Origin of the sequence: Paragemmobacter kunshanensis, assembly GCF_011059185.1 — a bacterium.
Taxonomy (GTDB): Bacteria; Pseudomonadota; Alphaproteobacteria; order Rhodobacterales; family Rhodobacteraceae; genus Paragemmobacter; species Paragemmobacter kunshanensis.
In genome coordinates this window covers 79,992-93,571 of record NZ_JAALFE010000013.1, presented here as the reverse complement: position 1 = coordinate 93,571, position 13,580 = coordinate 79,992, and the positions used below count along the sequence as shown (strand labels likewise).

10 protein-coding genes and 1 tRNA gene are annotated in these 13,580 nt (G+C 66.7%); 4 read left to right on the top strand and 7 right to left on the bottom strand.

Annotated elements, in window-relative coordinates; all coding sequences use genetic code 11:
• The first annotated feature begins 99 nt into the window (after window positions 1-99).
• The 3 genes from ypfJ (at window position 100) to G5V65_RS13840 (ending at window position 2,365) form a co-directional block, all read left to right on the top strand.
• Window positions 100-948, top strand: coding sequence for a KPN_02809 family neutral zinc metallopeptidase (ypfJ, locus tag G5V65_RS13850; protein ID WP_165051139.1), 849 nt, complete (start codon window positions 100-102; stop codon window positions 946-948).
• Window positions 949-1,014: 66 nt separating this feature from the next.
• A tRNA-Leu gene (locus G5V65_RS13845) sits at window positions 1,015-1,098 on the top strand.
• A 229-nt stretch (window positions 1,099-1,327) separates the two neighbouring features.
• Window positions 1,328-2,365 (top strand): cytochrome-c peroxidase, encoded by a 1,038-nt coding sequence (locus G5V65_RS13840; protein WP_165051137.1) that lies wholly within the window; start codon window positions 1,328-1,330, stop codon window positions 2,363-2,365.
• A 40-nt stretch (window positions 2,366-2,405) separates the two neighbouring features.
• Here the strand turns inward: G5V65_RS13840 and G5V65_RS13835 are convergent, their stop codons facing one another.
• Together G5V65_RS13835 and G5V65_RS13830 are read right to left on the bottom strand one after the other, a co-directional pair.
• Window positions 2,406-3,011 carry a nucleotidyltransferase family protein gene (locus tag G5V65_RS13835; protein WP_165051134.1) on the bottom strand — a complete coding sequence of 202 codons (606 nt, stop codon included), beginning with the start codon at window positions 3,009-3,011 and terminating at the stop codon, window positions 2,406-2,408.
• Window positions 3,012-3,354: 343 nt separating this feature from the next.
• Entirely contained in the window at window positions 3,355-5,781 is a 2,427-nt protein-coding gene (locus tag G5V65_RS13830) for a GcvT family protein (protein WP_165051132.1), read from the bottom strand.
• Between the two features lie 205 nt (window positions 5,782-5,986).
• On the opposite strand from G5V65_RS13830, the gene G5V65_RS13825 reads away from it, so the two are divergent.
• Window positions 5,987-8,032: a methyl-accepting chemotaxis protein gene (locus G5V65_RS13825; RefSeq protein ID WP_165051130.1), complete on the top strand. Its 2,046-nt coding sequence runs from the start codon at window positions 5,987-5,989 to the stop codon at window positions 8,030-8,032.
• 83 nt (window positions 8,033-8,115) lie between these two features.
• Here G5V65_RS13825 and G5V65_RS13820 read toward each other — a convergent pair whose 3' ends face one another.
• The 5 genes from G5V65_RS13820 to G5V65_RS13800 form a co-directional block, all read right to left on the bottom strand.
• A complete protein-coding gene (locus G5V65_RS13820) occupies window positions 8,116-9,414 on the bottom strand; it encodes a branched-chain amino acid ABC transporter permease (RefSeq protein ID WP_165051128.1) in 1,299 nt (432 codons plus the stop codon).
• Window positions 9,411-10,421: a branched-chain amino acid ABC transporter permease gene (locus G5V65_RS13815; RefSeq protein ID WP_165051125.1), complete on the bottom strand. Its 1,011-nt coding sequence runs from the start codon at window positions 10,419-10,421 to the stop codon at window positions 9,411-9,413. The genes G5V65_RS13820 and G5V65_RS13815 overlap by 4 nt, the downstream gene beginning before the upstream one ends.
• A 3-nt stretch (window positions 10,422-10,424) precedes the next feature.
• Window positions 10,425-11,135 carry an ABC transporter ATP-binding protein gene (locus tag G5V65_RS13810; RefSeq protein ID WP_165051123.1) on the bottom strand — a complete coding sequence of 237 codons (711 nt, stop codon included), beginning with the start codon at window positions 11,133-11,135 and terminating at the stop codon, window positions 10,425-10,427.
• A 134-nt stretch (window positions 11,136-11,269) separates the two neighbouring features.
• Window positions 11,270-12,061, bottom strand: coding sequence for an ABC transporter ATP-binding protein (locus G5V65_RS13805; protein ID WP_165051121.1), 792 nt, complete (start codon window positions 12,059-12,061; stop codon window positions 11,270-11,272).
• A gap of 125 nt (window positions 12,062-12,186) precedes the next feature.
• Window positions 12,187-13,368 (bottom strand): ABC transporter substrate-binding protein, encoded by a 1,182-nt coding sequence (locus G5V65_RS13800; RefSeq protein ID WP_165051119.1) that lies wholly within the window; start codon window positions 13,366-13,368, stop codon window positions 12,187-12,189.
• Between the last annotated feature and the right edge of the window lie 212 nt (window positions 13,369-13,580).

Here is a 13,580-nt window from a genome sequence, read left to right as displayed (position 1 = left end):
CCGCGTCAAGGCATCGGCGCGGCGGAAAGATGGCTGTCGCCCGATGGCTCGGCTGCGGTTATGCTGGTGTGGCCGGGATCGGGCAGGGGGATGACAGGGATGGAATGGCGAGGGCGCCGGGGCAGCCGGAACATCGAGGATCGCCGCCGCATGGGTGGGGGCGGCAGGGGCGCGGGCATCGGCGGGGCCGGGGTGATCGTGGTGCTGCTTCTGGGCTGGTTCCTGGGCGTGGATGTCACCCCGCTTCTGCAGGATCAGGGCGGCATGTCTTCCGATGCGCCGCGCGACCTGACGGCAGAGGACCGCGCGATGGGGGAATTCGTCTCGGTCACGCTGGCCGATACCGAAGAGGTCTGGGCCGCGCTGTTCAAGGACCAATTGGGCGAAACCTATCGGCCCGCCACGCTGGTGCTGTTCAAGGGCTATACCCAGTCGGGCTGCGGTGGCGCCTCCGAGGCGACGGGGCCCTTCTACTGCCCCTCGGATCGCAAGGTCTATCTCGACACGGGCTTTTTCACCGTGCTGGAACAGCGGATGGGCGCGGGGGGCGATTTCGCGGCGGCCTATGTCGTGGCGCATGAGGTGGGGCATCACGTGCAGAACGAATTGGGCATCCTGGAACAGACGACACGGCTGCGCCAGCAGGTCGATCAGGTGCAGGGCAACGAGATTTCGGTGCGGGTGGAGCTGATGGCCGATTGCCTGGCCGGGGTCTGGGCGCATGAGGCGGCGGCGCGGTTCGGCTCGATCCAGCGGGGCGATATCGAAGAGGCGATGAATGCCGCCGCGCGCATCGGCGATGACAGCCTGCAGCGCGAGGCCGGGCGCAGGCCGGTTCCCGACAGCTTTACCCATGGCACGAGCGAACAGCGCATGCGCTGGTTCCTGACCGGGCAGACCACAGGCGAGATCGCCGCCTGCGACACCTTCGGCGCGACGCGGCTTTGAAAGCCGCGCCCCCCGCGCCGCCCGCCGTTGACTGCCGCGCGACCAGCGGCTAGACCGCTGATGCGGGCCCGAGTGGCGGAATGGTAGACGCAGCGGATTCAAAATCCGCCATCGCAAGATATGTCGGTTCGAGTCCGACCTCGGGCACCAGTTCACCCGCAATGGATGTGACGGAAGGCAGCGCTCTCGGGCCTGTCTGTGGCGCTGTCTTGCGGCGCTGCGGTGCGCCCGGGGCGGGGCGTTCGTGTCGGCCGCAATGGGCGGCAGCGCGGGGTGCGTCAAACCGTCCAGTTTAGAATTGATCCAAGTCAAGGAGGGTAAATTGGGCTTCCGACAGGAAGGACCGGCGCGGACGAAACCCCTGATAAGGAAGAACGAGATGCGCCATATCCTGACTGCCTTGCTGGCCTCGGCCGCCCTTGCGGGCGTGGCCCAGGCCGATCCCCTGCGCGACAGCGCGCTGGAGATCTTCAAACCCCTGCCATCGACCATTCCGGCGGTGAAGGACAACCCGGTGACACCCGAGAAGATCGAACTGGGCAAGGCCCTGTTCTTCGATCCCCGGATTTCGGCTTCGGGCGTGTTCTCCTGCTATTCCTGCCACAACCTGACGACGGGCGGGGATGACAACATGGAAACTTCGGTCGGCCATGGCTGGCAGAAGGGGCCGCGGAACTCTCCCACCGTGCTGAATGCCGTGCTGAACGAGGCGCAGTTCTGGGATGGCCGCGCCGAAGACCTGAAGGCGCAGGCCAAGGGGCCGGTTCAGGCCGGGGTGGAGATGGCCAATACCCCCGCCGTGGTGGAGGCCACGCTGAATTCGATGCCCGCCTATGTGAACCTGTTCCAGGTGGCCTTCCCGGGCGAGGAGAATGCCGCCAATTTCGACAACATGGCCAAGGCGATCGAGGCGTTCGAGGCGACGCTGGTCACGCCCGCGCCGTTTGACGCCTGGCTGAACGGCGATGACGCCGCGCTGTCGGACGATGCCAAGGCGGGGCTGCAGCTGTTTGTCGACAAGGGCTGCTCTTCCTGCCATTCGGGGGTGAATGTCGGCGGGCATGGCTATTATCCCTTCGGCCTGATCGAAAAACCCGGATCCGAGATCCTGCCGCCCGGCGACAAGGGCCGCTTTGCCGTGACCGAGACGGCGGATGACGAATATGTCTTCCGTGCCGCGCCGCTGCGCAACATCGCGCTGACCGCGCCCTATTTCCATTCCGGCAAGGTCTGGGATCTGGCCGTGGCGGTGGAGATCATGGCCGAAAGCCAGCTGGGCGAGGCGCTGAAACCCGAGGAGACCGCGCAGATCGTGGCCTTCCTCGACAGCCTGACGGGGACGGTGCCGGTGATCACCCTGCCGAACCTGCCGCCGGAAACCGCGACTACCCCGCGCCCGACGGCGGTGGTGCAGTAGGCCCGGCCCTGCGGGGCATGGGAGACGGGGAAGGGCGGCGTCAGCCGCCCTTTTCCATGGCCTGCGCCGCGCGCCAGGCGGCCCAATCCTCGGGCGTGTCCAGATCGGTGGTGGCATGCCGGCCGGGCAGGGGCACCAGGTGCAGGCGGGCGCGGTGGCGGATGATCACGCTGCGCGCACCCTCATCCCCCTGCAGGCCCATCAAGTCGTCGCGCAGGTCGGGGGGAAAGCAGACCGGGTGGCCCGGCGTGCCATCCGCCGCCGCCCCGCGCAGGATCGCCGCGGGTTCAAGGCGCCACTGATCCAGCACGAGGCAGAGGTCGGCCCCGGTGATCTCGGGCAGGTCGGCCAAGAGCAGCATCACCCCTTGCCCCGCGGGGATGCCCGCCAGCCCGGCCTTCAGGCTTTCCGCCATGCCCAGATCCGGCTGGGCCACGGTGACGCGGTGCAGCGACAGCCCGTCCAGCGCCGAAAGCCGGGCCGGCCGGTCGGGGGGCAGGGCCACGGTGACGGGGCAGCGGGTGGCCAGGGCCGCGCGCGCGCTGCGCCGCAGGAGCGGCTCGCCCGCGACATCCTCGACCAGCTTGTCGCCCCCGCGCATGCGGGACGAGGAACCGGCGGCGAGAAGAAGGATATGGGGCTGCATCGCGGCACCCTTCCAAGCGGGGCGCGGGGCGTCAAGCGGGTTCGATGCGGCGCGGCGTGCCGCCGCAAGCCTTTTGTCTCGCCTGCCGCGCGTGCCGCGCGTCCGGCTCGGGCGTTCAGGGGGCGCTCGCGCCCCCTCTTGTCCCGCCTGCGGCGGGCCAATTCACCCCCGAGGGTATTTGGGGCCAAGATGAAGACATGCCGCTTCATCTTGGGAAAAATACCCTCGGGTGGGTCCGGGAGGGCAGAGGGCCCTCCCGGGGGGTGGGCCTCGCGCCACGTCCGGCAATCGCGGTGAGGGAGGGTCCGGGAGGGCGGGGCGCCCTCCCGGGGGTGGGGCAGGGTCAGCCCCGCATCCTTGCGCCATCGCCATCCCAGAGGGGGGCGAGGTGGACGGTGGCCGCGCGGCGTTCGCCCAGGATCTCGATCTCGCAGGCGAGGCCATCCTTGACCGCGTCGGCGGGCAGGAAGCCCATGGCGACGGATTTCCCCGTCCAGTGCGAATAGCCGCCCGAGGTGCAGAAGCCCACCACCGCGCCGTCAAGCCAGATCGGCTCCCAGGCCACGACATCGGTATCCCTGGCATCGACCACGAAAGAGACCAGGCGGCGCTTCGGGCCTGCGGCCCTTTCCGCCGTGGCGGCGGCGCGGCCGATCCAGTCGGCGTCCTTGTTCCAGCGGATGAAGCGGTCAAGGCCCGTTTCGCAGGGCGTATAGTCCGGGCTGAATTCGCGGCCCCAGCTTCCGAACCATTTGTCGAGGCGCAGCGACATCATGGCGCGCATGCCGAAGGGGCGCAGCCCCAGATCCTTGCCCGCCGCCGTCAGCACGTCCCAGAGATGGCGGACGGACATGTGATCCGTGAAGATCTCATACCCCAGATCGCCCGTGTAGCTCACGCGCTGGACGATGCAGTTGGCCATGCCGACGGTCATCCGCTTCACGTCCATGAACTTGAACGCATCGGAGGAGACGTCGGAGCGCGTGACGCGCGACAGCAGTTCGCGCGCCTTGGGCCCCGCGATCTGGAAGCCGGAGCGGGCGTCGGAGATGTTTTCCACCCGGCAGCCGTCCATGGCGTTCTGGTCGAACCAGCGGGAATGCCAGCCCTGCGCGCCATAGCTGGCGGTCAGCTGGAATTCGGTTTCCGTGAGGCAGGAGATGGTGAAATCGCCGATGATCTTGCCGGAATGCGCGAGCATCGGCGTCAGCGACAGGCGGCCCGGCTTCGGGACGGCCCCCGCCATGATGCGGTCGAGCCAGGCGCGGGCGTTGGGGCCGGTGACGCGGTATTTGCCGAAGTTCTGCACTTCGTTGATGCCGACGCCTTCGCGCACGGCCATCACCTCTTGGCGCGTCGCCTCCCAGGCGTTCGACCGGCGGAAGGTCGGCTGTTCGTAGCGGGGTTCCCCCGGCAGGGCGTGGTAGTTTACCACCTCCAGCCCGTATTGCTGGCCCCAGACGGCGTTCATGCCATCGAAGACCTCATACATCGGGGTGGTGCGGAAGGGGCGGGCGGCGGGGCGTTCCTCGTTCGGGTAGGAGACCGAGAAGCGCATCTGGTAGTTTTCGATGACCTTCGGCACGGTATAGCCCGGGCTGGTCCAGTTGCCGAAGCGGGCGACGTCGAAGCCGCGGGGATCGCGTTCCACCTCGCCCTCGATCATCCATTGCGCCAGCGCAAGGCCCATGCCGCCGCCCTGGGAGAAGCCCGCCATGACGGCGCAGGCGGACCAGTAGTTGCGCAGGCCGGGGACGGGGCCGATCAGCGGGTTGCCGTCGGGGGCGAAGGTGAAGGGGCCGTGGATCACGCGCTTGACGCCCGAGCGTTCCAGCACCGGGAAGCGGCGATAGGCGAAGTTGACCGAGTCCTCGATCTTGTCGAATTGTTCGTTCAGCAGTTCGTGGCCGAAATCCCATGGCGTGCCGTCGACCGACCAAGGCTCACAGGGTTTTTCGTAGAAACCGATGCAGAGGCCGCGGCCTTCCTGACGGAGATAGCTTTCGCCGCCGGGGTCCATGACATGCGGGAATTCGCGGCCCGATTTCAGGATGTCCATGATTTCGGGGATGTCGTCGGTGACGAGATACTGGTGCGCCATCGGCAGGAGCGGCAGGTAGACGCCCGCCATCGCGCCGATCTCGCGCGCCCAGAGGCCGCCTGCGTTGACGACATGTTCGGCGATGATGGTGCCCTTTTCCGTGACCACCTCCCACGATCCGTCAGGGCGCGGGTTGGTTTCCAGCACGCGGTTGTGCAGCACGATCTCTGCCCCGCCCATGCGCGCGGCCTTGGCATAGGCATGGGTGGTGCCGCTTGGGTCAAGGTGGCCATCCAGCGGATCATAGAGCGCGCCGATGATGCCTTCGAGGTTGACCATGCCATCGGTGAGCTTGTGGATTTCCTCGGGGCCGAGGATTTCGGTGTCCAGCCCCATGTAGCGGTGCTTGGCGCGTTCGGCCTTGAGCTGTTCGAAGCGCGCCTCGTTGTCGGCCAGCGTGATGCCGCCCACGTGGTGCAGGCCGCAGGACATGCCGGTGATCGCCTCAAGCTCTTTGTAGAGGCGGATCGTGTAGCCCTGCAGCGCGGCCATGTTGGTGTCGCCGTTCAGCGTGTGGAAGCCCCCCGCCGCGTGCCAGGTGGAGCCGGAGGTGAGTTCGGACCGTTCCACCAGCATCACGTCGGACCAGCCGAGCTTGGTCAGGTGGTAAAGGACCGAGCAGCCGACGACACCGCCGCCGATCACGAGCACTCGGGTATGGGTTTTCATGGGGGACTCCCTGCTTTGGATTGCCCGCAGATTGGCCGCAAGCCGGGGGCGGGGGCATGTTGATCCGCGACATGAAAGGGTCGGAAACCATCATCGGGTCGGGGGGAGGGCCGCGGGTGGCGGCCCGGCGCTAAAGTTGCGGCGGGGGCGGACGTAGAGGGGCGGGTAACGGTTTGCTCCGGATCATCCGAGGGGTCTTGCAGGGATGCGTTTCAAGTGGAAGGTTGCGGCGGCCCTGTTGGCCGCTGGTCTGATCCCGACGGGGATCGTGCTGAATCTGGGGCTGGAGCGGTTGTCTGCCTATTCCCGGCAGACCGCCGAGCAGGAGGTGATGACCTCCATGCAACTGAAGGGGCAGGCGGTCGAGCGGCATGTCGACAGTCTTGTCGATCTGGTGACGGGGCTTGCCAGCCTGCCCGAGACGGCGCTGGCCCTGGGCGAAATGGACGAAGCCGCCGATGCGCTGGCGGGGGATGCGACGGTGCAGCCGGACATGGCGGCGCTGGCGGCGCGATATGACGAACAGATGGCCCGGACGGATGGCGCGGACAGCGCGGATCGTGACCGCTGGATGGCCGGGCTGGATCCCCTGGGGTTGAAGCTGCAGCATCTCTATATCGGCAAGAACCGGGCGCAGGTCGGCAAGAAGCTGATCCTGGACGATGCCCGCGACGGCAGCGCCTATTCCGCCCTGCACCGGCAGTTGCATCCCGTCTATCGCGACTTCATGGAGCGCCACGGTTTCTACGATATCCTGGTGGTCGAGCCGCATCAGGGGCGGGTGATCTATTCTGTGCAGAAGGAGACGGATTTCGGCACATCTCTTCTGGACGGCCCCTATGCGGCGGGCCGGCTTGGCGCGGCGGTGAAGCGGCTGATCGGCTCGGGCGGGGCGGAACCCTTCCTGCTGACGGATTTCGAAGCCTATGCGCCGTCCTTCAACGATCAGGCCTTCTTCCTTGTGGTGCCGGTGAAGGAAAGGCGCAGCCTGCAGGGGATCCTGATCGCGCAGATCCCCGTCAGCTTTGCCACTGATCTGGTGACGGCCTCGGATCACGAACGGAGGACCCTGGATACCTTCCTTCTGGGCAAGGACGGGCGGTTGCGGTCGGTGCCGCGCTTTGCCGAGGGGATCGCGTTGGATGCGCCGCTGTCCGGGCCGGTTGCGGCGGCGGCGGTGCAGGGCGACAGGGGCAGCCTGTCCGATGTCAACTATCGCGGCGTGCCGGTCATCGCCGCCTATCGCCCGCTGGCGATCGAGGGGCTGGACTGGTTCCTTGTCGCCGAGGTGGAGCGGGACGAGGTGATGGCCATGGCCGGACAGATGCAGCAGGCCGGGCTTTATCTGGGCGGGATCGTGGCGGCGGCGGTGATCCTGGCGGGGCTGGTCCTGTCACGCTGGCTGCTGGGGCCGATCCATCGGCTGGGCGTCGACCTGCAGGCCGAGGCGGCGGAGGTGATCGAAACCCTGCGCGCCTCGTCCCTGCAGGCGCGCGCGGCGGCCGAGACGATGGCCGCGACGGCCGAGGAAACCAGCCGCCAGACGCAGAATGTGAAGCAGGGCGCCGACATGACGGCGGGGGATGTGGCCAGCGTGGCCGCGGCGGTCGAGGAACTGTCGACCTCGATCAACGAGGTGGTGACGGGGATCCGCCAGACCACCGATCTGGCGGGCCGGGCCGAGATCGAGGCAGGCGAGGCGGCGCGGCTTCTGGCAGAGCTGGAACAGGTGGCCGGGCGGATCACCGGGATCGTGACGCTGATCAACGATGTCGCCAACCAGACCAACCTTCTGGCGCTGAATGCGGCGGTCGAGGCAAGCCATGCGGGCGAGGCCGGGCGCGGCTTTGCCGTGGTGGCCAGCGAGATCCGCAAGCTGGCGGCGCGCACGACCAGTTCTACCGAAGAGATCGCGGCCGAGGTGCGCGCGGTCCTGGCCGCCGTCCGGCGCAATGGCGCGGCGATCCGGTCGATCACCGCCTCGATCGGACAGGTGAGCGATCAGGCGCGCGGGATCGCCAGTTCCGCCAGCCAGCAGGGCGTGGTGACCGGCGAGATCGCGGGACGCATGGCCCGCACGGCGGGCCGGGTGGCCGAGTCGACCGAGAACCTGACCGAGGTTCAGGCCGCGTCGGAAAACGCCAATCGCGCGGCGGGCGATGTGCTGGGCGGGGTGCTGTCGGTGGAACGCGCGGCAGAGGCCATCGACACTGCGATGGGCCATTTCCTTGGCCGGGTGCGCCGGATCTGAACGTGCGAAAGGGGCGGCACCGGGCCGCCCCTTTCCCCTTGGGCCGGGGCCTGCGGCCCTGACCTTTCCGGATTCTCCCCGACCTATTTCTCGGGGATCAGGCCCCGCGGGCTGAACCGCAGCACCAGCAGCAGAACGACACCCATGGTCAGCAGGCGCATATGCTGGGCGCTGTCGATCAGATGCGCCTTGAGCGGCCCTTCCGAAAGGCCCGCCACGATGCCGCCCATCACCATCGGGCCAAGGCTTTCCACGATCAGCCAGAGCCAGCCGATCAAGAGGCCGCCCAGCACCGCGCCCCAGTTGTTGCCCGATCCGCCCACGATCACCATCACCCAGATCAGGAAGGTGAAGCGCAGGGGGTTGTATTCGCCGGGCGTCAGCTGGCCCGCCATGCTGGTATACATCGCCCCCGCGATCCCCACCACCGCCGAGCCGAGGATGAAGACCTGCAGATGCCGGCGGGTGACGTCCTTGCCCATGGCGGCGGCCGAGACCTCATTGTCGCGGATGGCGCGCATCATCCGGCCCCAGGGGCTTTTCAGCGCGCGTTCCGACAGCCAGATCACCGCCAGCAGCACCGCAAGGAACAGCGCGGCATAGATCAGCTTGACGATGATCGACGAGGCGGTGGTGGGCGCAAAGCCCCAGCGCGTCGCCCAATCGACAAAGGCCGCCGATTGCTGAAGGCTCACCTCATAGGGAACCGGCCAGGGGCGCGGCATGTCGATGATGTTCTTCACGCCACGGGCGAGCCAGTCCTCGTTCTTCATCACCGCGATGATGATCTCTGCGATGCCCAGCGTGGCGATGGCGAGGTAATCCGACCGCAGGCCGAGGGCGATCTTGCCGATGGCCCAGGCGGCGCCGGCGGCCAGCAGGCCGCCCACCGGCCAGGCCAGCGTGGCGGGCAGGCCCAGCCCGCCGATATTGCCGGCGGTGGCGGGGTTGAACGCCTCGACCGCGTTCACCGCCGGGTCAAAGACCATGCGGAACAGCACGAAGCCCGCCACCACGATGGCTAGCGTCGCCGCCATGCGCAGCCCGCCCTTGGGCAGGCGGTTCCAGGCGAAGATGGCCAGCGCGATGGAGGCCGCGCCAAGGAACAGCCCCAGCAGGATGCCGCTGCCGCCCGCCGCCCAGCCTTCGGCCACGGGCCGGGCCGAGACCAGCACCACCGCCAGCCCGCCCAGCGCGGTAAAGCCCATGATCCCGGTGTTGAAGAGGCCCGCATAGCCCCACTGGATGTTCACCCCCAGCGCCATGATCGCCGAGATGAGCGAGATGTTCAGGATCGACAGGGCGAGGTTCCAGCTCTGGAACATCCCCGTCAGCAGGAACAGCAGGCCGACGGCCGCGAAAAGAGCAAGGTTCCGGGTCATACCGATTTCCCCTTGAACAGGCCGGTGGGCATGAAGATCAGCACAAGGATCAGGATGGCGAAGCTGACGGCGAATTTGTAATCGGTCGACATCAGCTGCAGCAGCCCCTCGGGCGCCATGCTTTCGGGCACCAGATAGGTGACGACCTTCTTCCAGGCATAGGTCACCATCACTTCGGAAAAGGCGATGACGAAGCCGCCCGCGATGGCCCCGATGGGCGAGCCGAGCCCCCCCACGATGGCCGCCGCGAAGATGGGCAGCAGAAGCTGGAAATAGACGAAGGGCTTGAAGCTCTTGTCGAGGCCGTAAAGCACGCCCGCGATGGTGGCGAGTGCGGCGGCGATGATCCAGGTCACCTGCACCACGCGATCGGGATTGATGCCGGACAGCAGGGCCAGATCCTCGTTGTCGGAAAAGGCGCGCATGGATTTGCCGGTGCGCGTCTTCTGCAGGAACCAGAACAGAAGCCCCATGACGACCAGCGCGGTGACGACGGTGACAGCCTGGGTCGACTTGATCGCCAGCCCTTCGGCAAGGCCCGTCATCGTCTTGAAATCGCCCGCCGAGATCAGGAAGCGGCCGCCATCGGCAAAGTTCTGGTCATCGACGCCGATGATCAGGCGGACGATGCCGTTCATCACGAACATCACGCCGAGCGAGACCATGACAAGGATCACCGGCGCGGCCTTCTGCTTGCGGTAGAAGCGGTAGACGACGCGATCCGTGCCCAGTGTCATGGCCGCGGTGATCGCGATGCCGAAGGGCAGGGCCAGAAGCGCCGTGGGCAGGACGCCGAAGCTGATGCCCATCGACTGGAACCACCAGGTGAAGAGGATCGTCACCATCGTGCCGAAGGCCATGGTATCGCCATGGGCGAAGTTGGAGAAACGCAGGATGCCATAGATCAGCGTCACCCCCAGCGCCCCCAGCGCCAGCTGCGCGCCATAGGCAAGGCCCGGGATGAAGACGAAATTCAGAAAGACCACAAGGGCGTTCAGGATATCCATGGTTCAGCCCCCGAGGAAGGAACGGCGGACTTCCGGATCGGCGAGCAGCGCCTTTCCGGTGTCGGTGAAACGGTTCGCGCCCTGCACGAGGACATAGCCCTTGTCGGCGATCTCCAGCGCCTGCCGCGCATTCTGTTCGACCATCAGGATCGAGATGCCGGTGCGTGCCACCTCGATGATGCGGTCGAAAAGTTCGTCCATCACGATGGGGCTGACGCCCGCGGTGGGTTCGTCCAGCATCAGAACCTTGGGCCGCGTCATCAGCGCCCGGCCCACGGCGACCTGCTGGCGCTGGCCTCCCGAAAGCTCGCCCGCGGGCTGCAGGCGCTTCTGCTTCAGGATCGGGAAAAGGTCATAGACCTGCGCCATGGTATCGCTGAAATCGTCGGTCCGCAGGAAGGCGCCCATCTCGAGGTTTTCCTCGACCGTCATCGAGGTGAAGATGTTGTGGGTCTGAGGCACGAAGCCCATCCCCTTGGCCACGCGGGCCTGCGGGGCGAGCGCGGTGATATCCTCGCCATCCAGTTTCACATGGCCCGCGCGCAGTTTGAGCATGCCGAAGACGGCCTTCATGGCGGTGGACTTGCCCGCGCCATTGGGGCCGACAATCACCGCGATCTGGCCCTTTTCCACCGCGATGGTGCAGGAATGCAGGATGTCCGCGCCGCCATAGCCGCCGGTCATCGCCTCGCCGATCAGGAAGGGCTCAGCCATGGCTCACCCCCCTGACTGCAACGAATTTTCTGCGAAAATTCAGCAGTCTGCACGGGGTCGGGGCCTGAATTTTCGCAGAAAATTCGTTGGCCCCGTATTCGGGGGCCCCGTATCGGGGTTCCGTTCCGGGGGCGTCACGCATGGGCCGCCTCCTCCTTGACCTTGTTCTTCAGGCCCGTGCCGAGATAGGCCTCGATCACGCGTTCGTCGTTCTTCACTTCCTCAACCGTCCCCTGGGCCAGCACCTTGCCCTCGGCCATGCAGATGACCGGGTCGCAGAGGCGGCCGATGAAATCCATGTCATGCTCGATCACGCAGAAGGTGTAGCCGCGTTCCTTGTTCAGCCGCACGATGGCATCGCCGATGGTGTTCAGAAGCGTCCGGTTCACGCCCGCGCCGACCTCGTCCAGAAAGACGATCTTGGCATCCACCATCATGGTGCGCCCCAGTTCCAGGAGCTTCTTCTGCCCGCCCGAGATCTGCCCCGCCTTCTGTTCGGCAAGATGGCTGATCGTCAGGAAATCCAGCACGTCCAGCGCCTTCTGGCGGATGCGCTCTTCCTCGGCGGCAACCGCGCCGCGGTTGAACCAGGCGTTCCAGAGCGTTTCGCCCTTCTGACGCGCCGGCACCATCATCAGGTTCTCGAGGCAGGTCATCGACCCGAATTCATGCGCGATCTGGAAGGTGCGCAGAAGGCCCTTGTGAAACAGCTCATGCGGCGGCAGGCCGGTGATATCCTCGCCATCCATCAGCACCCGGCCCGAGGTGGGCGGCAGGCGGCCTGCGATGACGTTGAAAAGGGTGGTCTTGCCCGCGCCATTCGGGCCGATCAGCCCGGTGATGGAGCCGGTCTTGATCTCCAGCGAGGCACCGTCGACGGCACGAAAGCCGCCGAAATGCCTGTGCAGGTTCTCGACTACGATCATCTGGTGTTCCCCTGTATCCCGTCATTTCCATCCGCCCTTTCATGGGCGGCGTCGCGGGACGTCTGGTTAAGGCAACGGCCCGGGCGTTTGCCCGGGCCGCGCCCAATGTCATGCCGGAAGGCGGATCAACGGAAGCCGACCGTCGAGATGGTGCCATCCTTGATTTCGTATTCGCGGTAGTTGCCGGCGGATTCGCCCGCGCCCACCAGTTCCACCGCCGTCGCGCCGACATAGTCGATGTCGGTGCCCGCCGCGATCAGTTCCAGCGCCTTGCCCAGTTCGCCCGGCAGGATCGGCTCGCCCGGGGCGTTGGCCAGATCCATCACCTTGGTCGTCCAGTCCTTCGAGGCCGTCGAATTGGCCGCCGCCATCGACATCAGGATCAGCGCCGCCGCGTCATAGGATTCGGGCGAGAAGGCCGAGGTGCCGTCAAAGCCCGCAGCCGTGGCCATTTCCTGGAACTTGGCCGCGCCTTCGGAATCGGTGCCCGGCACCGCGCCGAAGGAGCCGTTCAGCGGCTCGCCGATGGCTTCGATCAGCGCTTCGCCATACATCCCGTCCACAAGGTAGAAGGTCGAGAAGGCGCCCGAGTCGATCGAGGCCTGGATCACGCCCTTGCCGCCCTGGTCGACATAGCCCGCCACGATCAGCATCTCGCCACCGGCCGAGGCCAGCGAGGCGACTTCGGCCGAATAGTCGGCCTTGCCGTCTTCATGCGGGGCCGAGATCGTCACCGAACCGCCCTTGGCCGCGAAGGCCGCGCCGAAGCTGTCGGCCAGGCCCTTGCCATAGTCGTTGTTGGTATAGGTCACGGCGACCGACTTGATCCCCTTTTCCGACAGGATGTCGGCCATGATCTCGCCCTGGCGCGCATCCGAGGGCGCGGTGCGGAAGAACAGGCCGTCATCTTCGGCGGTGGAGAGCGCGGGCGAGGTTGCCGAGGGCGAGATCATCCCGATCCCGTTCGGGCGCGCGACGTTCTGCAGGACAGCCCCGGTCACGCCCGAGCAGTCGGCGCCCACGATGCCCACGACGCCATCGGCGGTGACCAGACGTTCGGCGGCGGCGGTGGCGGCGGCGGCATCGACGCAGGTCGAATCACCGCGCACGGCCGAAGCGGTGCCAAGGGTGAACTTGCCCGAGTCGTTGATTTCCTTGATCGCCAGATCCGCGCCCGCGCCCATGGCGGGGGTGATGGATTCGAGCGGGCCGGTGAAGCCCAGCAGCACGCCCAGTTTCACGTCTTGCGCCGAGGCGGCACCGGCCACGAGGGCGGTTGCGGCCGTGGCCAGCAGCAGTTTCTTCATTGTTGTCTCCCGTGTTGGAACATCGTCCTGACGCGAACCTAGTGTGCTTGTGATCAAAAGAAAAGCACCCCGATGCAGCGCCGGGCAGGGCAGGGCGCGGCTGACGTCGGGTCAGATTGCCGTGAGGCGGGGTTGATCGCGGCGGCCGCAGCCCTTGATCAGGGGGGCCACAAGCCGAAAGGACAAGACACCGTGCAGGATCGCGCAAGACC

Coding starts and splice junctions, on each gene's coding strand:
- ypfJ (WP_165051139.1), top strand. CDS start 100: ATGGAATGGCGAGGGCGCCGGGGCAGCCGGAACATCGAGGATCGCCGC.
- G5V65_RS13840 (WP_165051137.1), top strand. CDS start 1,328: ATGCGCCATATCCTGACTGCCTTGCTGGCCTCGGCCGCCCTTGCGGGC.
- G5V65_RS13835 (WP_165051134.1), bottom strand. CDS start 3,011: ATGCAGCCCCATATCCTTCTTCTCGCCGCCGGTTCCTCGTCCCGCATG.
- G5V65_RS13830 (WP_165051132.1), bottom strand. CDS start 5,781: ATGAAAACCCATACCCGAGTGCTCGTGATCGGCGGCGGTGTCGTCGGC.
- G5V65_RS13825 (WP_165051130.1), top strand. CDS start 5,987: ATGCGTTTCAAGTGGAAGGTTGCGGCGGCCCTGTTGGCCGCTGGTCTG.
- G5V65_RS13820 (WP_165051128.1), bottom strand. CDS start 9,414: ATGACCCGGAACCTTGCTCTTTTCGCGGCCGTCGGCCTGCTGTTCCTG.
- G5V65_RS13815 (WP_165051125.1), bottom strand. CDS start 10,421: ATGGATATCCTGAACGCCCTTGTGGTCTTTCTGAATTTCGTCTTCATC.
- G5V65_RS13810 (WP_165051123.1), bottom strand. CDS start 11,135: ATGGCTGAGCCCTTCCTGATCGGCGAGGCGATGACCGGCGGCTATGGC.
- G5V65_RS13805 (WP_165051121.1), bottom strand. CDS start 12,061: ATGATCGTAGTCGAGAACCTGCACAGGCATTTCGGCGGCTTTCGTGCC.
- G5V65_RS13800 (WP_165051119.1), bottom strand. CDS start 13,368: ATGAAGAAACTGCTGCTGGCCACGGCCGCAACCGCCCTCGTGGCCGGT.